Source organism: Bradyrhizobium sp. P5_C12 (genome assembly GCF_054049735.1).
Genome location: NZ_JBFULU010000008.1, coordinates 113,456 through 136,954, shown reverse-complemented (window position 1 = coordinate 136,954; position 23,499 = coordinate 113,456). Strand labels below are relative to the sequence as shown.

Genomic DNA, 23,499 nt, shown 5'->3' with positions numbered 1-23,499 from the left:
GAGGGCTACGGCGGATACTTCCTAGGCACTCTCTGCCCGTTGTTAATGCTTGATCGCGATGACGTCAGGTGTTCTGCTCAAAAAAGCTGCTGGAGCACCGCATCCGTGTCGATCTACGTCGCGTTACACCACGTCACGCACTACAAATACGACCGTCCGATCGATCTTGGCCCGCAGACGATCCGTCTGCGGCCGGCGCCGCATACGCGCACGCCGATCCTGAGCTATTCGCTCAAGGTCACCCCGTCCAATCACTTCGTGAACTGGCAGCAGGATCCGCAAGGCAACTGGCTGGCGCGCTACGTCTTTCCGGAGAAGACCACCGAGCTGAAGATCGAGGTCGACTTCACCGCGCAGATGACCGTGGTCAATCCGTTCGACTTCTTCGTCGAGCCCTATGCCGACAGCTTTCCATTCGAATACCCCAAGGACCTGAAGACGGAGCTCGCGCCTTATCTCGAGACCATCAAGCCCGATCGCCTGTTCGCGAAATATCTCGACACGATCCCGCACGAAGCCCCGAACACCGTCAACTTCCTGGTCGATCTCAACAGGGAGCTCCAGAAGCGGATCAGCTACGTCATCCGCATGGAGCCTGGCGTGCAGACGCCGGAGGAGACGCTCACCTCCGCCGCCGGCTCGTGCCGCGACTCCGCGTGGCTGCTGATCCAGACCTTCCGTCATCTTGGGTTGGCGGCCCGTTTCGTCTCAGGCTATCTGATCCAGGTCCGTCCCGACATCGATCCGATCGAGGGGCCGCCGGAGGTCGAGAACGACTTCACCGATCTGCACGCCTGGGCCGAGGTCTATCTGCCCGGCGCAGGCTGGATCGGCTTCGACGCGACCTCGGGCATGCTGGCAGGCGAGGGGCACATCCCGGTCGCCGCGACACCGCATTATCGTTCGGCAGCACCAATCTCCGGCGGCGCCGGTTTTGCCGAAGTCGAATTCGCTTTCGACATGAGCGTCCGGCGCATCCGTGAGGCGCCGCGCATCACAAAGCCGTTCTCCGATGAATCCTGGATACGGCTCAACGATCTCGGCGAGCAGGTCGACGGCGATCTCGCCGCGCAGGATGTCCGGCTCACCATGGGCGGCGAGCCGACCTTCGTCTCGGTCGATGATCTCGAAGCGGCGGAGTGGAACACCGAGGCCGTCGGTCCGACCAAGCGCGCGCTCGCGGACGATCTGATCCGCCGCCTGCGCACGCGCTTCGCGCCCGGCGGGTTGCTGCATTACGGCCAGGGCAAATGGTATCCCGGCGAGAGCCTGCCGCGCTGGGCCTTCGGCCTGTATTGGCGCAAGGACGGCGTGCCGATCTGGAAGAATGCCGATCTCATCGCCAGCATCGAAAATCCGCGGCCAGCGCAGACCCAGGACGCCAAGGCGTTCGTGGAAGGCGCGGCGTTGCGGCTCGGGCTCGATCCCGGCTACATCATGCCGGCCTATGAGGACACCGCGCTTTGGCTTCGGAAGGAAGCCGAGCTTCCCGTCAACGTCGATCCGTCCGACTCCAAATTGTCCGATCCTGAGGCCCGCGCGCGCATCGCGCGGGTGTTCGAGCAGGGCCTCAACAACCCGCGCGGCTTCGTGCTGCCGGTGCAGCGCTGGAACGCGCCGCCGCGCTGGCGCAGCGAGCGCTGGCAACTCCGTCGCAATCATCTGTTCCTGATGCCGGGCGATTCGCCGCTCGGCCTGCGCCTGCCGCTCGACTCGCTCGGCTACGTTCCACCGAACCAATATCCCTACATCGTCGAACGCGACCCGATGGAGGCGCGCGGCAAGCTGCCGGTGTTCAGCCTCCCGGCGCGTCCGGAAGCGCCGCCACGGGCCGCGCCCGAGCAACTCAACACGTCCGTCCCGGTCCGCACCGCAATGTCGGTCGAAGTCCGCGACGGCGTGCTCTGCGCCTTCATGCCGCCGGTCGAGAAGATCGAGGATTATCTCGAACTGGTCGCAACGCTCGAAGCCACCGCCGAGGAGATGCAGCTCCAGGTGCATATCGAAGGCTATCCGCCGCCGTTCGATCCGCGCGTGGAGGTCATCAAGGTGACGCCCGATCCCGGCGTGATCGAGGTCAACGTCCAGCCGGCCAAGAATTGGCGCGAGGCGGTCGACATCACGGTCGGGCTCTATGAGGACGCCGGCAAGACACGCCTCGGCGCCAACCGCTTCCTGGTCGACGGCCGCCACACCGGCACCGGCGGCGGCAATCACGTCGTGGTCGGCGGCTCAAGCCCACAGGATTCGCCGTTCCTGCGCCGCCCCGATCTGTTGAAGAGCCTGGTGCTGTACTGGCAGCGCCATCCGTCGCTGTCCTATTTCTTCTCCGGGCTCTTCATCGGCCCGACCAGCCAGGCGCCGCGGATCGACGAAGCGCGCCACGACAGCATCTACGAGCTCGAGATCGCGCTCTCGCACGTGCCGCCGCCGGGTTACCAGGCGCCGTTGTGGCTGGTCGACCGGCTGTTCCGGCATCTGCTCGTCGACATCACCGGCAACACCCACCGCGCCGAGATCTGCATCGACAAGCTCTATTCGCCGGACGGCACCACGGGCCGGCTCGGCCTCGTCGAATTCCGCGCGCTCGAAATGCCGCCCGATCCGCGCATGTCGCTGGCGCAGCAACTCCTGATCCGCGCGCTGATCGCAAAATTCTGGCGCGAGCCGCAACAAGGCAAGTTCGTGCGCTGGGGCACGGCGCTGCATGACCGCTACATGCTGCCGCATTTCATCTGGGAAGACTTTCTGGACGTGCTCTCCGAGCTGAAGCAGTCCGGCTATCCGTTCGAGCCGGAATGGTATCTGGCCCAGCTCGAATTCCGCTTCCCCGCCTTCGGCCGCGTCCATCATGGCGGCGTGACGCTGGAATTGCGTCAGGCGCTGGAGCCCTGGCACGTGCTCGGCGAGGAGGGCTCGGCCGGCGGCACGGTGCGCTATGTCGACAGCTCGGTCGAGCGGCTTCAGGTGAAGGCCGAGGGCTTCGTCGAGGGCCGCCACATCGTGACCTGCAACGGCCGCCGCCTGCCGATGACCTCGACCGGCCGCTCGGGGGAAGCCGTGGCCGGCGTCCGTTTCAAGGCCTGGCAGCCGGCCTCCGGCCTGCACCCGACCATTCCGGTCCATGCGCCTCTGACCTTCGACCTGATCGACACCTGGAACGGCCGCTCGCTCGGCGGCTGCGTCTATCACGTCGCCCATCCCGGCGGCCGCAGCTACGACACCAAGCCCGTCAACACCTACGAGGCCGAGGCGCGGCGGCTGGCGCGTTTCCAGGACCACGGCCACACGCCGGGTCCGATCCGGCCGCCGCCGGAGGAACGCACAAATGAGTTTCCGCTGACTCTCGACTTGCGAACCCCGCTCCTGCAATGAGTATGCGGGCGGGGCAAGGAGAGGCGCATGGGCGAGGGCGCAGCCGAAGAGGACGACAAGGCGGGCAAGGCGCAAAGCCAGCGCGAAGGCCAGCGTCGCATCGCGCAATGGGTCCGCGACTATAGCCGTCTGCCCGGCATTCCCGACGAGTTCCTCGGCCCCGACGGCGCCCCGCGCGCGGTCTGGAGCCGCTTCTTCGATGCCTTCGGGGCGCTCGCGCCCGACGAGATCGAGCGGCGCTTCGCCATGGCCGACCGCCATCTGCGCGAGGCCGGCGTCACCTACCGCGCGCCCGGCGACAGCGCCGACCGGATCTGGCCGCTCAGCCATCTGCCGCTGCTGATCGACGAGGCCGACTGGCAGCAGCTCACCGCCGGCATCAAGCAGCGCGCCGAGCTGCTCGAGATGGTGCTACGCGACATCTATGGCGAGGGACGGCTCGTCGCCGAAGGCGCGCTTCCGGCCGCCGCGATCGCCGGCAGTGCCGAATATCTCCGCCCCGTCTGCGGCGTTCCGCCGCCGGGCGGGCGCTACCTCTCGATCTACGCCGCCGATGTCGGCCGCGGGCCCGACGGCCGCTGGTGGGTGCTCGGCGACCGCACGCAGGCGCCGTCCGGCGCGGGCTATGCGCTGGAAAACCGCCTGGTGCTCTCGCGCGCCTTCTCCGATCTCTACAAGTCGATGAAGGTGCCGCGCGTCGCCCCGTTCTTCGAGGCGTTTCGGGATAGCCTTCGCGCCAGCGCCGATCGCGACGAGCCCCGTATCGGGGTGCTCACGCCCGGCAGCTTCAGCGAGACCTATTTCGAGCATGCAACGCTCGCGCGCTATCTCGGCTTCCTGCTGGTCGAGGGCGAGGATCTCGCCGTCAGCGACAACCGCGTCCACATCCGCACCGTCGCCGGCCTGAAGCGGCTCGACGTGCTGCTGCGCCGGGTCGATTCCAATTCGCTCGATCCGCTCGAGCTCGACGCCTCCTCGCGGCTGGGCGTGCCCGGCCTGATCGACGTGCTGCGCAAGGATGGCGTCGTCGTCGCCAACATGCCGGGCTCCGGCGTGCTGGAGGCCCGCGCGCTGCTCGGCTTCCTGCCGGCGCTGAGCCGCCGCCTGCTCGGCGAGGAGCTGAAGATGCCGCACATCGCGACCTGGTGGTGCGGCCAGCGCATCGCGCGCGACGAGGTGCTGTCGCGTCTCGACGAGGTCGCGATCGGCGGCGCCTATCGGCGCGGCGTTCCCGGCTTCGACAGCGACGGCCCGGTGCTTGCAAGCGAGCTCGATGCAAAGGAGCGCCAGCGCCTGATCGAATCCATCAATACGCGCGGCATGGACTATGTCGGCCAGGAGGTGGTGCGGCTCTCGACCATGCCGGTGTGGGAGCAGGGGCAGCTCACGCCGCGCCCCTTCGTGCTGCGCGTGTTCGCGGCCGCGACGGCCGACGGCTGGACCATCATGCCCGGCGGATTCTGCCGGATCGCCGAACAGGCGGATGCGCGCGCGGTGTCGATGGGCGACGGCGCGCGTGCCGCCGACGTCTGGGTGGTCTCCGAGAAGCAGGTCTCGACGGCGACGCTGCTGCCGGCGACCGACAAGGTGCGGATTCGCCGCATCGCGGGCGTGCTGCCGAGCCGGGCCGCCGACAATCTGTTCTGGCTCGGCCGCTATCTCGAACGCGCCGAGGCGACGCTGCGGCTGGTGCGTGCGTTGGGCTCGCCGAGCGGGCCCAACAAGGGCACCTCCGCCACGATGCAGTCGATCGAACGGATCCAGCGCCTGATGGTGGCCTGGGGCGCGATTTCGCAAGCCTCGCGCGCGGCACCCGGGCGCATCGCCGCCGAGGCATTGCAGAGCGCGGAGCGTTACGGCTCGGCCTTGTCGCTGGTGCGCGCGGCACAGCGCACCGCGACCTCGTTGCGCGAGCGGCTGTCGCCTGATGCCTGGCAAGTCATTACCGAGATGGCCGAGCGGCTGGCCTGGGAGGTCGAGGACGACGACAGCGTGCTGAGCGCCGCCGAGCTGACCTTGCAGGAGCTTGCGAGCTTTGCGGGCCTCGCGCAGGAGAACATGAACCGCGCCGCCGGCTGGCGCTTCCTCGATATCGGCCGCCGCGCCGAGCGCGCCATCAACACGGCGCGTTTTGCCCGACAGTTTGCCTATGACGAGGCCGGCGACGAGGATCTCGATATCCTGCTGACGCTGGTGGATTCCCAGATCACCTACCGCTCGCGCTATCTGCTGGCGCCGCTGCTCGCGCCGGTGCGCGACCTCGCCGTGCTCGACAGCTACAATCCGCGTTCGGTGGCCTTCCAGGTGGCGACGCTGAACGAGCACATCGCGGCGCTGCCGAGCCTGAAGGAACACGGCCTGATCGAGCGTCCGCAGCGGCTCGCGGTTGCGGTGCAGGCGATGCTGGCGACAGCGGAAGCCGAGAAGCTCGAGGTCAAGACCTTGTTCGCGCTGGAGCAGGATCTGCTCAGTCTCGCCGAGGCGATCGGGCTGCACTATTTCCCGCATGGTCCCAATGCCAGCCGCCCGGAAAAGCTGACGGGGCTGGCGTGATCTACGACATCCGCCACGTCACCACCTATGAGTACGAGAGCGCGGTCAGCTTCGCGCGCTGCACGTTGCGGCTGGAGCCGAAGAGCGGCGGCGGCCAGCAGCTGATCTCGCACAATGTCGAGATCCGGCCGCGCCCTGCCGAACGCAATGTCCGGCGCGATTTCTTCGGCACGCTGACCGAGAGCGTGGTGATCGAGGCTGCGCATCGAACCTTGCGGATCGACTCGCGCTCGCGCGTGTCGGTGTCGCGCCAGCCGCCCGCGCGCGAAGCTTCGAGCCCGGCCTGGGAAAGCATCCGCGACCTCGCTTTCGAGGCGACGAGTCTCGGGCCGTCCTCGCCGGTCGGCTATGTCTTTGCGAGCCCGCTGGTGCCGGTGCTGCGTCCCGTCAGCGCCTATGCGGCTTTGAGCTTTGCGCCCGGCGCGGGCATCCTCGCCGGCGCGGTCGACCTGATGCACCGGATCCGCACCGGGTTTCGCTACGATCCCAAGGCGACGGTGATCTCGACGCCGCTCGACGAAGTCTTCGACAAGCGCCACGGCGTCTGCCAGGATTTCGCCCATGTGATGATCGCAGGGCTTCGCGGGCTGGGTCTGCCCGCGGCCTATGTCAGCGGTTACCTGCGCACCGTCCCGCCGCCGGGCCAGGCGCGCCTGCAAGGCGCCGACGCCACCCACGCCTGGGTGTCGCTGTGGTGCGGAGCGGAGCTCGGCTGGGTCGATTTCGATCCGACCAACGATCTGCTGGTCGCCAACGACCACATCGTGCTCGCGGTCGGCCGCGATTTCTCCGACGTCTCGCCGGTCGACGGCATCATCGTCGGCTCACCGAAGCAGAAGCTTGGCGTCGCTGTGGACGTGCTGCTGGTGGAATAAAAGCAGTCTTGCCCGCCCGGCGCCCGCTGCCGCCAGGTGCGTCGCGCCCCGGCTGCAACGGTGATGTCGCAGAGCACAACAGCAACATATTTCCGTAAATTCGTCCCGGCGTTTGGTCACTTGGCCCAAGATGGGCTATGCTGGCCGTCGCGTCGAGGGCACGAATGAGACGTCGGGAGTTGGCGTGGGACACCACCGACGAGCGGGGCTGCATCCATGATGACGTTACCGAGACTGGCGGCTGAATCCCTGGAGAAAGTGCTGGGCTCGTTCATGCGTCGCAGGTACGGCGATTCTCCCGCGAACATCGTCGAGAGCGCGACGCGCACCGCGATGGAGTGCATTGGCAATAGTGATGCGCTCTACCACAATGTCGAGCACACGATGCTGGTGACGTTGGCCGGCCATTCCATCCTCAGTGGCCGATATCTCCATACCCACCTCGAGGCCGCGGATTACGTCCACATCCTGATCGCGTGCCTCGCCCACGACATCGGTTATGTCCGGGGCCTGTTCGAGGAGGATGACAATGACGGCTTCGTGATCGACGCGGCGGGCACCAAGGTTTCATTGCCCCGCGGCGCCTCGGATGCCAGCCTGATGATGTATCATGTCGACCGTTCGAAGCTCTATGTCATGCGGCGGTTGCAGCATATCCCGGGGCTGGACCCGGAACGCATCGCCCGCGCCATCGAGGGCACCCGGTTCCCGGCCCGCGAGGGGCAGGACTATGACGACGAGGCCTCGATCCTGCGCGCCGCCGACTTCATCGGGCAGCTCGGCGATCCCAATTATTTGCGCAAGGCCAACGCGCTCTATTACGAGTTCGAGGAGGTCGGCATGAACCGACAGCTCGGCTACGACTCGCCCGCCGACATCGTGAACCGCTATCCGCAATTCTATTGGAACAGCGTCGCACCGCACATCCAGACCGAGATCGGCTATCTCAACAAGACCGAGATCGGCCGGCAATGGATCGCCAACCTCTACAGCAACGTGTTCCGTGCCGAACGCGATATCTCGCTGTCCGGGCCGCAGAAATAGCCCTCCTGTAGCCCGGATGGAGCGAAGCGAAATCCGGGTTTCGCGGATGCAGGTGTCCCCGGATTGCGCTGCGCTCCATCCGGGCTACGAAGTCGCAACTACGACCTCGCAAATCGGTGAGCAAATCGTGCAACAAAAAATCATCACCACCGAAATCCTCGACATCGCCTATCTCGAATACGGCACGCCTGACGGCTGGCCCTGCATCATGGGCCACGGCTTCCCCTACGACGTGAACGCCTATGCCGAAGCCGCGCCGATCATCGCGCAAGCAGGCGCGCGGGTGCTGGTGCCGTGGCTGCGCGGCTACGGGCCGACGCGGTTTCGCTCCGCGCAGACGCTGCGGTCGGGCGAGCAGGCGGCGCTGGGGGCCGATCTGTTGGCCTTCATGGATGCGCTTCGTATCGAACGCGCGGTCGTCGGCGGTTACGACTGGGGCGGGCGCGCGGCCTGCGTGGTGTCGGCGCTGCATCCTGAGCGCGTGATCGGGCTCGTCTCCGGCAATTCCTACAATATCCAGAACATCGCCCGCGCCATGGAGCCGGCCTCGCCGCCGGAGGAGGCCGCGCTCTGGTATCAATATCTCTTCCACAACGAACGCGGCCGCCGCGCGCTGGAGCGCAACCGGCGTGGCTTTGCCCGCCAGCTCTGGGCGATGTGGTCGCCGAAATGGGCATTCGACGACGCGACGTTCGAGACAAGCGCGGCGTCGTTCGACAACCCCGATTTCGTCGATGTCGTGATCCATTCCTACCGTCACCGCTACGCGCTGGTCGCGGGCGATCCCGCCTATGCCGGGATCGAGGCCAAGCTTGCGGCGCAGCCGCCGATCCGCGTGCCGACGATCGCGATCGATGGCGACAGCGACGGCGTCAATCCCGGCACCGCGCATCATGCGCGCAAGTTCGAGGGCTTTTTCGAGCGGCGCGTGTTCGCAGGCGCCGGCCACAATCTGCCGCAGGAGCGGCCCTCCGAATGGGCGCAGGCCGTGCTCGAGGTCCGCAAGGCGGCCGGATGACCTGATTTTGGCGCAGCGAGGAACTTTTCGCCGACAACGCCGTCCGAATCCTGAGCTGAGCGAGAGCTGCGAAGGAGATGACCATGAGCGAGGACAGCAAGCCGAGCGGGCTCGACCTGACCAAAGGCGTGCCGCTGACCGAGTTCAAGGACGGCAAGCTGCTTGGCCATGTCGGCAAGGAGGATGTCCTGCTGGTGCAGGCCGGCAACGAGGTCTTTGCGATCGAGCCCACCTGCAGCCATTATCACGGCCCGCTCGCCGAAGGCCTGGTGGTCGACGACACCATCCGCTGCCCCTGGCATCATGCCTGCTTCTCCTTGCGCACCGGCGAGGCCACCCGTCCGCCGGCGCTGAACGCGCTGGCAGTCTGGGAGGTGACGCGGGATCGGGACAGGATTTGGGTTCAGCGCAAGCGTGAAGTGCCGAAACCTTCGGCGCCTCACCGCACCGCGCCGACACCGGAAAAATTCGTCATCGTCGGCGGCGGCGCAGCCGGATTCGCGGCCGCCGAGACGCTCCGGCGCGAGGGCTTTGCCGGCGCCATCACCATGCTCAGCAGTGACGGCGCGATGCCGGTCGACCGGCCGAACCTCTCCAAGGACTATCTCGCCGGCAACGCGCCGGAGGACTGGCTGCCGCTGCGGGGCGAGGATTATTATCAGGACGCCGGCATCGATCTCAGGCTGAACACGAATGTCTCCGCGATCGATGCGAAGACTCGCAGCGTCACGCTGGGCAATGGCGACAAACTGCCGTTCGACCGGCTGCTGCTCGCGACCGGCGCCGAGCCGGTCAAATTGCAGATTCCGGGCGCGGACCAGCCGCATGTCCACACCTTGCGGTCTGTCGCCGACAGCCGTGCCATCATCAAGGCCACAGGCAGCGCGAAGCGCGTGCTGGTGATCGGCGCCAGCTTCATCGGCCTCGAAGTCGCGGCCTCGTTGCGGGCACGCAAGCTGGAGGTCCATGTGGTCGCTCCGGAGGAGCGGCCGATGCAGCGCGTGCTCGGACCGGAGATGGGCGATTTCGTGCGCGCGCTCCATGAAGAGAATGGCGTCAACTTCCACCTCGGGGACACTGTGGAGAGGCTCGACGGTACGCGCGCGACGCTGAAGAGCGGCGGCGTCATCGATGCCGACCTCGTCGTGGTCGGCATCGGCGTCAAGCCGCGCCTTGCGCTGGCCGAGAAGGCGGGGCTTGCGGCGGATCGCGGTGTCAGCGTGAGCGAATATCTCGAAACCAGTATCGCCGGCATCTTTGCGGCCGGCGACATCGCGCGCTGGCCCGATCCGCATTCGCGGCACACCATCCGCGTCGAGCACTGGGTGGTGGCGGAGCGGCAAGGCCAGACCGCGGCGCGCAACATGCTTGGCAAGCGCGAGCGCTTCGACGCCGTGCCGTTCTTCTGGTCGCAGCATTACGACGTGCCGATCAACTATGTCGGCCATGCCGAGAGCTTTGACGACATCACGATCGACGGCAGCATTGCCGGCCGGGACTGCCTGCTGAAGTACCGCAAGGCCGGCCGCCTGCTGGCGGTCGCTTCAATTTACCGCGATCTGGACAGTCTCAGGGCCGAGCTCGAGATGGAGCGGTCCCGCGCCTGAAGCGCCGCATTCGATCTTGATTTGCGTCAATGTTGCTGCCGGTGAGGGCTGCTCTGCTGGCTGTTGTCCCGGCGCGGCGCGTGCTATTCTGGCGAGTGTCTCCGGGCTTCGCATGCAGGAGTAACCGTCATGACAACCGCTTCGGATACCTCGCACCAGTCCGGCCTCGGTTCGGGCATCGCCGCGCTGCATCCCAAATGGGGATGGATCGTCGCTCTCGGTGTCGTCTATCTCGTCGCCGGCTTCGTCGCGCTCGGCAGCATGGTGATGGCGACGGTGGCGAGCGTGATCGTGGTCGGCGCGATGATGATCGTGGCCGGGGTCACCGAAATCATCGGGGCGTTCCAGATGAAGAGCTGGGGCAAGTTCCTGATCTGGGCTCTGCTCGGCGTGCTCTACGTCGTCGCGGGCTTCCTGACCTTCGAGAATCCGCTGTTTGCTGCAGCTTTGCTGACCCTGTTCCTCGGCGCCTCGCTGCTCGCCTCCGGCGCGGTCCGGCTGTTCCTCGCCTTCAGCATGAAGCGCGAAAGCCCGTGGGTCTGGGTGGCGCTCTCGGCCGTGATCACGCTGCTGCTTGGGCTGCTGATCCTGGCGCGCTGGCCGGTCAACAGCGTCTACATCCTCGGCCTGTTCCTCGGCATCGACCTGATCATGGCGGGCGCGGGCTGGGTCAGCCTGGGCTTCAGCCTGCGGCGGCGCCAGTAACCAGCAACTCGACGCAAGACCGTGTTGCGGAACTCCGCTGATCTGGCGCGCTGACAAAAAGCAGCGCGCCGCGCTCGCCTCGCGCGGACGACAAATCACCGGGGAGAAACCATGAAAGCCGCTCTGGCCCTGGCTGCGGCGCTTGCCGCCGCCTGCCTGTCCACGCCTGTCCTTGCGCAAAAATCCTACGGTCCCGGCGTCAGCGACACCGAGATCAAGATCGGCAACACCATGCCCTATAGCGGGCCGGCTTCGCCGCTCAGCATCACCGGCAAGGTCATCGCGGCCTATTTCGACGAGGTCAACGACAAGGGCGGCGTCAACGGCCGCAAGCTCAATCTGATCTCGCTGGACGATGCGTTCTCGCCGCCCAAGACCATGGAGGCGGCGCGGCGGCTGGTCGAGAGCGACGGCGTCGCCTTCATCTTCGCGACCATGGGCACGGCGCCGAGCTCGGCGATCGCGAAATATCTCAACAGCAACAAGGTGCCGCAGCTCTTTCTGATCAGCTCAGCCTCGAAGTGGAACGATCCCGCCAACATGCCGTGGTCGATGGCGCTGCCCTGGGCGCCCAACTACACCAGCGAGGCCGCGATCGACGTCGCCTATGCCCGTGCCAAGAACCCCAATGCGCGCTTTGCGGTGCTCTATCAGAACGACGACGCCGGCAAGGAATATCTGCGCGGTGTGAGGGAGGCGCTCGGCGCCGACGCCGACAAGGCGATCGCGATGGCCTCGAGCTTCGAGGTTGCCGATCCGACCGTCGATTCCCAGGTGTTGACGCTCGCCAACACCAAGGCCGATGTCTTCCTGATCTATTCGGTGACGCCGCGCGCTTGCGCGCAGGCGGTCCGGAAGGCGCACGAGGTCGGCTGGCAGCCGCAGCGCTTCATCGCCAGCGGCTGCGCCAACAAGGCCACCGTGATGGTGCCGGCCGGCCTCGATGCCGGCAAGGGCGTGCTGTCGCTCGGCTCGCTCAAGCCGTTCGTCGAACAGCCGAAGGACGATCCGGCGATGACGGCCTATATCGACTTCATGAAGAAGCGCCTGCCCAATGCCGACATCAACAACGTCGCCGGCCTCTACGGCTACACCGTCGCCGAGGCGCTGGTGGTCGTGCTGAAGCAGTGCAAGGACAATCTGACGCGCGAGAACATCATGGCGCAGGCGGCCAACCTGAAGAACGTGCCGCTGTCGCTGCTGATGCCCGGCATCACGCTCAACACCACGCCGCAGGATTTCCGCCCCATCAAGGACGGCTATATGCTCCAGTTCGACGGCAACGACTGGATCGTAGCGAGCGAGCTGCTGCGCGGGACGTGAGGTGCGGCCGCAGAGACGGTGCACCCTCTCCCCTTGCGGGAGAGGGTGGATGCGCGAAGCGCAGCCGGGTGAGGGGTATCTCTCCGCGAGTTCGGAATCGTAGGGTGGGCAAAGGCGCACTTGCGCCGTGCCCACCACCGATCCAACATTGAAACAGAAGCGGTGGGCACGCTTCGCTTTGCCCACCCTACGATACTCAGCGAACAGGAGACCCCAATGGACTTTCAACACTCCGCACGTTCGCTGGAGCTCCAGGAGCGCGTCCGCCAGTTCATGCGGACGCATGTCGAGCCGGTCGAGGAGCTCTATTACGAGCAGGTCAAGCCGGAAGCCGCGCGCTACCGGACGCCGCAAGTGCTCCAGGACCTGAAGCGGCTGGCGCGCGAGCAGGGGCTCTGGAACCTGTTTCTCTCCGGCGAGCACGGACCCGGATTGACCAACCTCGAATACGCTCCGGTGAAGGAGATCATGGGCCGCATCCTCTGGGCGCCCGAAATCTTCAATTGCTCGGCCCCTGATGTCGGCAACATGGAGGTGCTGGTGAATTACGGCACGATGGCGCAGCAGGAGGGGTGGCTAAAGCCGCTCCTGGAGGGGCGCATCCGCTCCGGCTTCTCGATGACGGAGCCGCAGGTCGCCTCGAGCGATGCCACCAACATCCAGTGCGAGATCAAGCGCGACGGCGACAGCTACGTCATCAACGGCCGCAAATGGTTCACGTCAGGCGCGATGAACGAGGATTGTGAGATCCTGATCGTGATGGGCAAGACCGCGCCCGACCATCCCGACCGCCATCGCCAGCAATCCATGGTCCTGGTGCCGAAGAATACGCCCGGCGTGCGCATCGTGCGCGACATGCTCACCTACGGCTATGACGACGCGCCGGTCGGCCATCCCGAGATCGTCTATGACAATGTCCGCGTCCCGGCCGAGAACATCCTGCTCGGCGAGGGCCGCGGCTTCGAGATCGCGCAAGGGCGGCTCGGGCCCGGCCGCATCCACCATTGCATGCGGCTGATCGGCTGCGCCCAGCGCGCGCTCGAATTGATGTGCCAGCGGTCGGTCTCCCGCACAGCCTTCGGCAAGCCGCTGGCCGAGCAGGGCTCGGTGCGCGAGGACATCGCGCACTCCTTCTGCGAGATCGCGCAGGCGCGGCTCTTGACACTGCAAGCCGCCGACAGGATGGACCGCGAAGGCAACAAGGCCGCGCGCGACCTGATCGCGGCGGCCAAGATCGTGGTGCCCAGCATGGCCGCTCGCGTGATCGACCGCGCCATCCAGATCCACGGCGCCGCCGGCGTCTCGCAGGACACCTTCCTCGCCCGTGCCTATGTCTACGCCCGCTTCATCCGCATCGGCGATGGGCCTGATCAGGTGCATCTGGCCGCGGTCGGCAAGGAGCTGATCAAGCGGGGCGGGGTGATGGGGTAGCTGGTGTTGTAGTGCCCTGGGGCCGCACCCAAACATCTCTGGCGCGAGAGTGGGTCGGAAGCCTCGGCCCATTGGGCCTGCCCGGACCGCCCGCGGACGCCGTCGAGATGCTCCCCTCGTCGCGGTTCGATGGTCTATTGACGAGCGCCGATCGACTTAGGATACGTCAGGGCCGGGGCGCGGAGGCGGATGCCGCGAGCCGGGCGTGAGGGCACGTATCCTTCGGGATACGCCACCCGTCCTGGGCACGTCGGCGAAGGCGCGATCGGATCGGGCGATCGCTGGCGTGTGATCTGGAGGCAATCCTTCGAATGACAGCGATCGACAACGTTGAATGCATAACGCTCTTCGTGCCGGACCTGGCCGGCGCTAAAGCCTTCTACGAGGCTGTATTCAGCGGCAATTTCATCTACGAGGACGAGACCTCGGCGGTGCTGAAGCTGCGGAACCTGATGATCAATCTTCTCGACGAGCGCGCCGCACCGGAGCTCATCACGCCGCATCCGGTTGGGGCTCCGGGGGCGCCTCCGCGGCTCCTGTTGACCGTGTTGGTCGACGACGTCGATGCCTGTTGCGCGAAGCTTGCCGAGCGGCAAGTGCCGATCCTGAACGGACCGATCGACCGGCCATGGGGTCGTCGGACCGCGGCGTTCCTGGATCCCGCCGGCCACGCGTGGGAGCTGGCTCATCCGCTCTAGGCGGCAAGAGGTCGGGTATGGCGCGTGTCGTTGCCGGGCCGACGCGCTCCGTATCGAGGATGTGGATGTCACCGCCGGGAGCCCCCGGTGCGATCGGCTGGATGATGACATCATGCCGGTGTTTTGCCCGACGCGTCAAATTGATTTCGTAAAATCAGAAGAACTTCGCCGTCGGCGGCTAAGCCGTTGATATCGCTACCCCCGGCTACTGTGCATGGGGTTGTTTGCGCGTTTTTTTGTCGGAGCGGGTCCGCCGCCGGGCTCGCGGCGACAGGCGCGCCGTCATCCCGCCCTGGCGGTGCGGCTGTCCGACCGCAGGTTTTGGAAGAACTTCTCCACCTCGCGCGACAGCGTCTCCGCCGTTGCCGTCAGGCTGCTCGCCGCCGTCAGCACGGAGGCTGCCGCCGTGTCGGTCTCGCCGATGGCGTCGCGCAGCGAGGTGATGTTGGCGACCAGGGTCTCGTTGCCCTGGGCAGCCGATTGCGCGTTGGACGAGATCTCGCGGGTGGCGGCGTCCTGCTGGCCGATGGCGCCGGCGATCGCCGAGGTGACATCGTTGATCTCGCGCACCGCGCCGCCGATCTCGCGCACGGCGTCGACCGCGTTGCGGGTGGACGCCTGGATCAGGCCGACATTCTCGCCGATCTCGGCGGTCGCTTTCGCAGTCTGCCCCGCGAGCGCCTTCACTTCGTGTGCGACGACGGCGAAGCCGCGGCCGGCATCGCCGGCGCGCGCGGCTTCGATGGTGGCGTTGAGCGCGAGCAGATTGGTCTGCTCGGCGATGGCCTGGATCAGGTTGAGCACGCCGTCGATGCGTTGGGTGGCAGCCGCAAGGCTCTCGATCTCGGCGATCGATTTCTCGGTGCGGTGGCCGGTCTGCTCGACCGCGCTGGCGCTCTGCCGCACCTGCCGGCCGATCTCCACCACCGACGCCGACAGCTCCTCGGCCGCGCCCGCCACCGCCGTGACGTTGTGGGAGGCCTGCTCGGTGGCGTTTGCCGCCGTGCCGGCGCGGCTGTTCGCGTCCGCGGTGACGCGCGTGATGGTCTGCGCGGTCTCGCGCATGGTGGAGGCGTTGTCGGTGAGGCCGCGCATCACCGCGCCGATCGCCTCGCGAAACGCCTCGACGGATTGTTCGATGTGCCGGGCGCGCTGCTCGCGCGCGGCGGAGTCCTGCGAGACCTGCGAGGCGAGGTTGCGATTGCGCCCCATCGCGTCCTGGAAGATCTGGATCGCGCGGGCGAGCGCGCCGATCTCGTCGGCGCGGCGGCTGTGCGGCACCTCGACGTTCTCGGCGCCGTCGGCAACCTGCTTGATCGCCGCGGTGATGGCCGAGAGGGGACGGGCGATCGAGCGGGCGATGATGACGATGCCGATCACGACCAGCGCCAGCGCCAGGCCGCCGAGGCACGTCAGCACGAAGGACAGGGTGCGGTTGGTCTCGGTCTGCTGGGCGATCTGCCTGGCGCGCTCGGCATAGACCTTGGAGAGCGCCTCGAGATCCTTGTTCAGCGCCGAGCGCACGGCGCGGTTGGCGTCGTTGTCGCCCCATTCGCGGCCCGCGGCCGCATTGATCTCGACGCCGCGGCGCACCAGCTCCTTGCGAAACTCGACGAACTGCTCGATGCGCTTCTTGAAGGTGGCGAACTGCTCGGCATCGTCGTCCCTGACGATGGTCTCCCAACGCTTCACGACGTCGAGAATCTGCGCATTGAACTTGAGCAGGCCCTCGCCGTATTTCTTCACCACCGCGGGCTCGGTCGACATGTAGACGCCGCGCGATTCCATCACCACCGCGTAGACCAGCGAGTTGACGCGCTCGACGTTGAGCGCGGCCGCGTTCGCCGTCTCGATCGCGGCGGTCAGGTCGGCGCTGCGGCGGCTGTTGTAGTCGGACAGCATCGCGATCGCCGCCGTGAGAAGCGCGAACAGCGCGAAGATCGCGTAGAGCTTGGTCGCAAGCGTAAAGCGGCCGGCGAGGCCAGCGGCATTCCCAGATCGGTCAATTGTCATGATGTTCAGGGGCCCGGATGGCCTGGAGCGGCCGGTGAGCGCGGTCGTGTCAAAATCTATGCAAAATTATGCAGAACGAAGATGGATGCGGCGTTAACGCGGGAGCTCGGGCCGGATACTGTCGGCCGACGGAAATACGATGTATTTCAGTTGTTTGGTGCGATCCTATCGGTTTCCGGCAGATCAGCGCCGGGGATCGGGCGGAGTGCTGCAAACATCGGCGTGCACGGCGGCCGCCAAGCGCGTATTCCCTGAGGCCGGGACCGCCTTCAGGATCGATTTGGAGTCGGCCAATGGCCGACGAACCGAGGAGGGGGCTTTGGTCTACCGCCACAGCATCGACGCCACGACCTACACGTTCCCCGACCTGCGCGACCTCCTCGCCAAGGCGACGCCGCCGCGCTCCGGCGACCGGCTGGCCGGAATTGCTGCCGCCAGCGCCGAGCAGATGATCGCGGCGCGGATGGCGCTCGCCGACGTCCCGCTCGGGCAATTTTTGCAGGAAGCCGTCATCCCCTACGAGGCCGACGAGGTCACCCGTCTCGTCATCGACAGCCACGACGCCAGGGCCTTCGCGCCAGTGGCAACCCTCACCGTCGGCGGCTTCCGCGACTGGCTGCTGTCGGACGCCGCCACGCCCGAGGTCTTGCGACAATTGTCGCCCGGCATAACGCCGGAAATGGCGGCCGCGGTCTCGAAACTGATGCGCAACCAGGACCTGATCCTGGTGGCGCGGAAATGCCAGGTGACAACCGCCTTCCGCAACACCATCGGGCTGAAGGGGCGGATGAGCACGCGGCTCCAGCCGAACCATCCGTTCGATGACGCCAAGGGCATCACGGCCTCGATCCTCGACGGCCTCCTGCTCGGGGCCGGCGATGCCTGCATCGGCATCAATCCGGCGAGCGACGATCCGGCCGTGATCGCGCAATTGCTGCGGCTGCTCGACGAGATCATTGCGCGGCTGAAGATTCCGACCCAAGCTTGCGTGCTGACCCATGTCACGACGACGCTGGCGCTGATCGGGCAGGGCGTGCCGGTCGACCTCGTCTTCCAGTCGGTCGCAGGCACCGAGGCCGCCAACCGCAGTTTTGGCATCGACCTCGCCTTGCTCAAGGAGGGACAGGAGGCCGGATTGTCGCTCAGGCGCGGCACGGTCGGGCAGAACGTGATGTATTTCGAGACCGGCCAGGGCTCGGCGCTGTCGGCCAATGCCCACCACGGCGTCGACCAGCAGACCTGCGAGGCGCGCGCCTATGCGGTCGCCCGCGCCTATCAGCCGCTCTTGGTCAACAGCGTGGTCGGCTTCATCGGGCCGGAATATCTCTACGACGGCAAGGAGATCATCCGGGCCGGGCTCGAGGACCATTTTTGCGGCAAGCTGCTCGGTCTGCCGCTCGGGATCGACATCTGCTACACCAACCATGCCGAGGCGGACCAGGACGACATGGACAATCTGCTGACGCTGCTGGCTGCCGCCGGCGTCACCTTCATCATGGGGGTGCCGGGCGCCGACGACGTCATGCTGAACTACCAGTCGACCTCGTTTCACGACGCGCTCTATGCCCGAGACGTCTTCGGCCTGCGCCGCGCGCCGGAATTCGACGACTGGCTGGCGCAAACCGGACTTGCCGGCGCCGATTTCCGCCTTGCCGGCGATGCAGGCCTGCTGCCCGATTTTGCCTCGCGGCTGATCGCGTGAGGCGGGCGGCGGAAAAGCCCGCGAAAAACTTCCACCCGCCGGCATGAACCGGGGAAACCATTGGCGCGTCTTACGAATTAGTGCGGTGCCACAATATTGAGGAATTTCGGTCCCAGCGTTACGTTATGTATCTGGTGGCCTCGTTAATGCCGTTCATAGAACGTGGTTGGGGGAAGTTCGATGCGCGCTGAAAGCAACGGAACGATCCGGCATATTCTCTGCGTCTTCCCGCGCTACACCTCGTCCTTTGGCACATTCGAGCACTCCTATCCCCTGACCGACGGCGTCCGCGCCTTCATGCCGCCGCAGGGGCTTTTGCTGCTCGCGGCTTATCTGCCCAAGGAATGGCAGGTCAAGTTCGTCGACGAGAACCTCCGCCGCGCGACGGAGGAGGAGTTCGCGTGGGCGGAAGCGGTCTTCGTCAGCGGCATGCACATCCAGCGCCAGCAGATGAACGACATCTGCCGCCGCGCGCATGAATTCGATCTGCCGGTCGCGCTCGGCGGCCCCTCGGTCAGCGCCTGTCCGGACTATTATCCGTCCTTCGATTATCTCCATGTCGGCGAGCTCGGTGACGCCACCAACCAGCTGATCGAGATTTTGGCGCGCGACACCGCGCGTCCCGAACGGCAGGTGGTGCTGGCCACCAAGGATCGAATTCCGATGACGGAGTTTCCGATCCCGGCCTATGAGCTTGCCGACGTGAAAAAATACATGCTCGGCAGCATCCAGTATTCCAGCGGCTGCCCCTATCAGTGCGAGTTCTGCGACATCCCCGGCCTCTACGGCCGCAACCCGCGCCTCAAGTCGCCGGAGCAGATCATCGCCGAGCTCGACCGCCTGCGCGAATGCGGCATGACCGACACGGTCTATTTCGTCGACGACAATTTCATCGGCAACCGCAAGGCGGCGATGGACCTGTTGCCGCATCTGATCGAATGGCAGAAGCGGACCGGCTATGTGGTGCGGCTCGCCTGCGAAGCGACGCTCAACATCGCCAAGCGCCCCGAGATCCTGGAGAAGATGCGCGAGGCCTATTTCATCACCATCTTCTGCGGCATCGAGACGCCGGATCCCGACGCGTTGAAGGCGATGCACAAGGACCACAACATGATGGTCCCGATCCTGGAGGGCGTGCGCACCATCAATTCCTACGGCATGGAGGTGGTGTCCGGCATCATCATGGGGCTCGACACCGACAAGCCGAACACCTCCGAGGCGCTGCTCGCCTTCGTCGAGGAGTCGCGGATTCCGCTACTCACCATCAACCTGCTCCAGGCGCTGCCGAAAACGCCGCTGTGGGACCGTCTGGAGCGCGAGGGGCGCCTGATCGAAGACGACGGCCGCGATTCCAACGTCGACTTCCTGTTGCCCTATGACGAGGTCGTCGCATCCTGGAAGCACGCCATGGGCGTGGCTTACGAGCCCGAGAAGGTCTACGCGCGATTCCAGTATCAATGCGACGAGGTTTATGTGCACCGCCTCAAGATGCCGGTGCCGGATGAGATGAAGACCTGGCCCAACATCAGGCGCGGCCTGATCATGCTGAGAAACATCTTCTGGAAGGTCGGCGTGCTCGGCGACTACAGGCGCGTATTCTGGAAGTTCGCGCTGGGACGGATCCGGCGAGGCGACCTCGAAGGCCTGATCGGCTGCACCCTGATCGCGCATCATCTCATCACCTTTGCGCGCGCGGCCTCCAGCGGCAAGCAGAACGCGTCGAACTATTCGCTGCGGCTGCGCGAGGCCGCCGTTCCCGCCGAATGAGTGACAAGCCCGTTCCGGTTCGTCCGACCCTCGACCTGCGGTCGTTCACGCCCGCGCGCGTCGCGCTCGGGCGCAGCGGCGCGAGCCTGCCGACCAAACCGCTGCTCGATTTCACGCTGGACCACGCCCGCGCCCGTGATGCCGTGCATGCCGGCTTCGATGCACAGCTTCTGGTCGCCGGGCTCGGCGAGCTCGGCCTTGCGGTCAGCGAGGCAAGGAGCCGGGCGGCCGATCGCAGGGATTATCTGCGACGGCCGGATCTCGGGCGGCAGCTCGATGCCGGTTCGGCCGAAGCCCTGGCACGAGGTGCCAGCGAGCCGTGCCAGCTCGCGCTCGTGATCGGCGACGGCCTGTCGGCGGCCGCCGTGCATGCCCATGCAGCCCCGCTGCTGAAAAGCCTGCTGCCCCGGCTCGCGGCCGAGGAGGCTGTCGCGATCGGCCATGTGGTCGTCGCCTCAGGCGCGCGCGTCGCGCTCGGCGACGAGATCGGCGCCATTCTCGGTGCGCGCATGATCCTGATGCTGATCGGCGAGCGGCCGGGCCTGTCCGCGCCCGACAGTCTCGGGGCCTATCTGACCTTCGCGCCGAAGCCGGGCCGCACCGATGCCGAGCGCAACTGCGTGTCGAACATCCACCACGCCGGGTTGAGCTATGACGAGGCCGCCTTCAAGATCGCCTGGCTGGTCCGCGAGGGGCTGGCGCGGGAGGTCACCGGCGTGGCGCTCAAGGACGAGAGCGGCGATCCCCCGGCTCGAATCGGGACGATCCGGCCGGAATGACCGATATCAAGGGTCGAAATCGCCGCATGTTGATCCAATTTGTGCGCTTTCGCGCGCTTGCGAGAGGGCGTTTGGACCTGCTAAACCCGTCGCGGCGATTTCCCGCGCTTTTTCAAAGGGCAAGCCTCCCATTGGCATGGCGTTTTCAAGCCGTTCGCGGGGCGCAATAAGCTCACAGACCGAGCCGATTTAGGAACTGGACAAGGCATGCTCGAAAAGCACAGCGAGAGTGAGGTTCATGTCGACAAGGTCGAGCAGGGGCCTGCGTCCTCTATCGCCTTCGGGCTGGAGCGCATCGGGCTGATCGCCGTCCGGGCGCCGATCGTCTCCTGCGTCGTCCTGCTCGTGCTGATCGTCGGCGCCGTGTTCGGCATCTACCGGATCAAGATCGACGATTCGCTGTCGCAGCTGTTCCGCTCCAATTCCCGCGAATTCCACCAGTACGAAGAGGTGACGAAGAAGTTCCCGGCGGAGGAATTCGACGTCCTGGTCGTGGTCGAGGGCAAGAACCTCCTGGCGCGGAACAATCTCGAGAAGCTGCGCGACTTCGTCACCGACATGCAACTGGTCGAAGGCACCCGCGGACTGGTCTCGCTGTTCTCCGCGCGCCAGGCGCCGGCGCCRGGCAAGCTGCCGGCTGCGCTGTTCCCCTCCGAGCTGCCTGAGGGCGCGGCCTATGACAAGTTCATCGAAACCGTCAAAGCCAACGAGATCATCCGTGGCAAGCTGCTGTCGGAGGACGGCACGCTGGCGCTGATCGTGCTGTCGCTCGATCCGCAGGTGGTTGCCTCCAGCAAGCTCACCAAGACCGTCGGCGACATCCGCGCGCTGATGAAGGAGGATCTCGGCGATACCGGCCTCAACGTGCAGCTCTCCGGCGTGCCGGTGATGCAGCTCGAGATCCGCAACGCGGTCGAGCGCGACGGCCTCACCTACAACATCCTCGGCATTCTCGCCGGCTGCGTCATCGCCATCATCTTCTTCCGAAAGATTTCCTTCATGGTGGCGGCGGCGTTCCCGCCGATGATCGCGATCCTGCTGGCGCTCGGCGCGCTCGGCTGGGCCAATTTCAACCTCAACATGTTCCTGAACGTGATGACGCCGCTCATCATGGTCATCAGTTTCTCGGACTCGATGCAGCTCACCTTCGCTGCGCGTGACCGGCTGATCGCGGGCCAGGACAAGTTCACCGCGTTCAAGAACGCGGTGCTGGTGGTCGGACCCGCCTGCGTGCTGACGCACGGCACCGCCGGCATTTCCTTCATCGCGCTCCAGTTCTCCGACTCCGACCTGATCCGCAAGTTCGGCGAGGCGGGCCTTGCCGCGACCATCATCGCGCTGGTTGCGGTGCTGTCGCTGGTGCCGGTGTTCGGCGTGCTGCTGGTGCGCAACGAGAAAGTCTTTGCGACCAAGTTCCAGAGCGCGGATGCCGGTGTGCAGGCGCTGCGCAATTTCTGCTACTGGATCGCGGTGCGCATGGTGGGCCGGCCCGGCCTGTTCAGCCTGATCGCGCTGCTGTTCGTCGGCGGTCTCGGCGTGATCTACGCCAATCTGGAGCCGCGCTACCGGCTCGCCGATCAGGTGCCGGACAAGCGTCAGGCCGTCGCCGCCAGCAACCGGCTCGACGCCAAGCTGACCGGCGCCAACCCGGTCAACGTCCTGATCCAGTTCCCCAAGGGGGAAACGCTGTATTCGCCGGAGACGCTGCAAACCATCGCGGATGTCCACGCGACCGTGGAGAAGGCCGCCGGCGTCGGCAACGTCTGGTCGGTCGAAACGCTGCGGCGGTGGCTGGCGGAAAAGGCGGGCAGCAGCGACGTCGCCACGCTGAAGGAATATGTGAGCCTGATCCCCGAGCATCTGGTGCGGCGCTTCATCGACGCAGAGCAGGACGCCGTCGTGGTCGCAGGCCGCGTGCCCGACATCGATTCCAGCCAGCTCCTGCCGGTCGTGGACAAGCTCGATGCCGAGCTCGACGCCGTCCGCAAGAAGCATCCCGGCTACGAGGTGGCGGTCACCGGTCTCGCCGCCATCGCGGCGCGCAACTCGGCCGGCATGATCGAGAAGCTGAACCGCGGGCTCACCGTCGAGTTCGCGCTGGTCGCGATCTTCATCGGCCTCGCCTTCCGTTCCTGGGTGGTGATGTTCGCCTGCGTCCTGCCGGGCATCTTCCCGGTGGTGATGTCGGGAACGGTGCTGTGGGCGATGGGCGAGGGGCTGCAATTCGCCAGCGTCGTCGCGCTCACCGTCTCGTTCGGGCTCGGCCTCAGCGCAACCATCCACTTCCTCAACCGCCTGCGGCTGGAGAGCAGACCGGGTGTCGGTTCGGCGCTCGCAGTCGAGCGCGCAACGGTGCTGGTCGGCCCGGCGCTGATCCTGACCACGGTGGTGCTGGCCTGCGGCCTCGTCGTCACCGTGTTCTCCGACCTGCCGTCGCTGCGGCTGTTCGGCTGGCTCAGCGCCTTCTCGATGGTCATGGCGCTCGTCGCCGACCTCTTCATCCTGCGGCCGACCGCGATGTGGCTGATCAACCTGCACGCCAAGCTTCAGGGTCCCGACAAGCCGGCGATCTGATCGGGGTCATCCATCGGACATGGAATCGGCGCAGC

The 23,499-nt window shown here is 66.2% G+C and carries 15 protein-coding genes; 14 read left to right on the top strand and 1 reads right to left on the bottom strand.

The genetic code is table 11. From position 1 onward, the window contains the following. The first annotated feature begins 105 nt into the window (after positions 1 to 105). The 10 genes from ACXJMY_RS10200 (at position 106) to ACXJMY_RS10155 (ending at position 14,629) form a co-directional block, all read left to right on the top strand. Complete coding sequence (locus tag ACXJMY_RS10200) at positions 106 to 3,375, top strand: transglutaminase family protein (RefSeq protein WP_456619192.1); 3,270 nt, start codon at positions 106 to 108, stop codon at positions 3,373 to 3,375. 27 nt (positions 3,376 to 3,402) lie between these two features. Then, positions 3,403 to 5,928 carry a circularly permuted type 2 ATP-grasp protein gene (locus ACXJMY_RS10195; RefSeq protein ID WP_456619191.1) on the top strand — a complete coding sequence of 842 codons (2,526 nt, stop codon included), beginning with the start codon at positions 3,403 to 3,405 and terminating at the stop codon, positions 5,926 to 5,928. Continuing rightward, entirely contained in the window at positions 5,925 to 6,803 is an 879-nt protein-coding gene (locus ACXJMY_RS10190) for a transglutaminase family protein (RefSeq protein WP_456619190.1), read from the top strand. The genes ACXJMY_RS10195 and ACXJMY_RS10190 overlap by 4 nt, the downstream gene beginning before the upstream one ends. Positions 6,804 to 7,019: 216 nt before the next feature. After that, a complete protein-coding gene (locus ACXJMY_RS10185; RefSeq protein ID WP_456619189.1) occupies positions 7,020 to 7,847 on the top strand; it encodes a metal-dependent phosphohydrolase in 828 nt (275 codons plus the stop codon). 127 nt (positions 7,848 to 7,974) lie between these two features. Then, entirely contained in the window at positions 7,975 to 8,865 is an 891-nt protein-coding gene (locus tag ACXJMY_RS10180; protein WP_456619188.1) for an alpha/beta fold hydrolase, read from the top strand. A gap of 83 nt (positions 8,866 to 8,948) precedes the next feature. Next, complete coding sequence (locus ACXJMY_RS10175; protein ID WP_456619187.1) at positions 8,949 to 10,472, top strand: FAD-dependent oxidoreductase; 1,524 nt, start codon at positions 8,949 to 8,951, stop codon at positions 10,470 to 10,472. Between the two features lie 129 nt (positions 10,473 to 10,601). Further along, positions 10,602 to 11,177, top strand: a complete 576-nt coding sequence (locus ACXJMY_RS10170) for an HdeD family acid-resistance protein (RefSeq protein WP_456619186.1) — start codon at positions 10,602 to 10,604, stop codon at positions 11,175 to 11,177. A 111-nt stretch (positions 11,178 to 11,288) separates the two neighbouring features. Beyond that, complete coding sequence (locus tag ACXJMY_RS10165; RefSeq protein WP_456619185.1) at positions 11,289 to 12,500, top strand: ABC transporter substrate-binding protein; 1,212 nt, start codon at positions 11,289 to 11,291, stop codon at positions 12,498 to 12,500. 216 nt (positions 12,501 to 12,716) lie between these two features. Continuing rightward, positions 12,717 to 13,931, top strand: a complete 1,215-nt coding sequence (locus ACXJMY_RS10160) for an acyl-CoA dehydrogenase family protein (RefSeq protein WP_456619184.1) — start codon at positions 12,717 to 12,719, stop codon at positions 13,929 to 13,931. Positions 13,932 to 14,242: 311 nt separating this feature from the next. Then, positions 14,243 to 14,629, top strand: coding sequence for a VOC family protein (locus ACXJMY_RS10155; protein ID WP_456619183.1), 387 nt, complete (start codon positions 14,243 to 14,245; stop codon positions 14,627 to 14,629). 282 nt (positions 14,630 to 14,911) lie between these two features. Here ACXJMY_RS10155 and ACXJMY_RS10150 read toward each other — a convergent pair whose 3' ends face one another. Continuing rightward, complete coding sequence (locus ACXJMY_RS10150; RefSeq protein WP_456619182.1) at positions 14,912 to 16,642, bottom strand: methyl-accepting chemotaxis protein; 1,731 nt, start codon at positions 16,640 to 16,642, stop codon at positions 14,912 to 14,914. 319 nt (positions 16,643 to 16,961) lie between these two features. Here ACXJMY_RS10150 and ACXJMY_RS10145 point away from each other — a divergent pair, with 319 nt between their 5' ends. From ACXJMY_RS10145 to ACXJMY_RS10130, 4 genes are all read left to right on the top strand, one after another. Beyond that, on the top strand, positions 16,962 to 18,344 hold the full coding sequence (locus ACXJMY_RS10145) for an ethanolamine ammonia-lyase subunit EutB (RefSeq protein ID WP_456619181.1): 1,383 nt from the start codon (positions 16,962 to 16,964) through the stop codon (positions 18,342 to 18,344). Between the two features lie 180 nt (positions 18,345 to 18,524). Beyond that, complete coding sequence (locus ACXJMY_RS10140) at positions 18,525 to 20,111, top strand: B12-binding domain-containing radical SAM protein (protein WP_456619180.1); 1,587 nt, start codon at positions 18,525 to 18,527, stop codon at positions 20,109 to 20,111. After that, complete coding sequence (gene eutC / locus ACXJMY_RS10135; protein WP_456619179.1) at positions 20,108 to 20,890, top strand: ethanolamine ammonia-lyase subunit EutC; 783 nt, start codon at positions 20,108 to 20,110, stop codon at positions 20,888 to 20,890. Before ACXJMY_RS10140 ends, eutC begins: the two co-directional genes overlap by 4 nt. 207 nt (positions 20,891 to 21,097) lie before the next feature. Beyond that, positions 21,098 to 23,464, top strand: a complete 2,367-nt coding sequence (locus ACXJMY_RS10130) for an efflux RND transporter permease subunit (RefSeq protein WP_456619178.1) — start codon at positions 21,098 to 21,100, stop codon at positions 23,462 to 23,464. Positions 23,465 to 23,499: the final 35 nt, after the last annotated feature.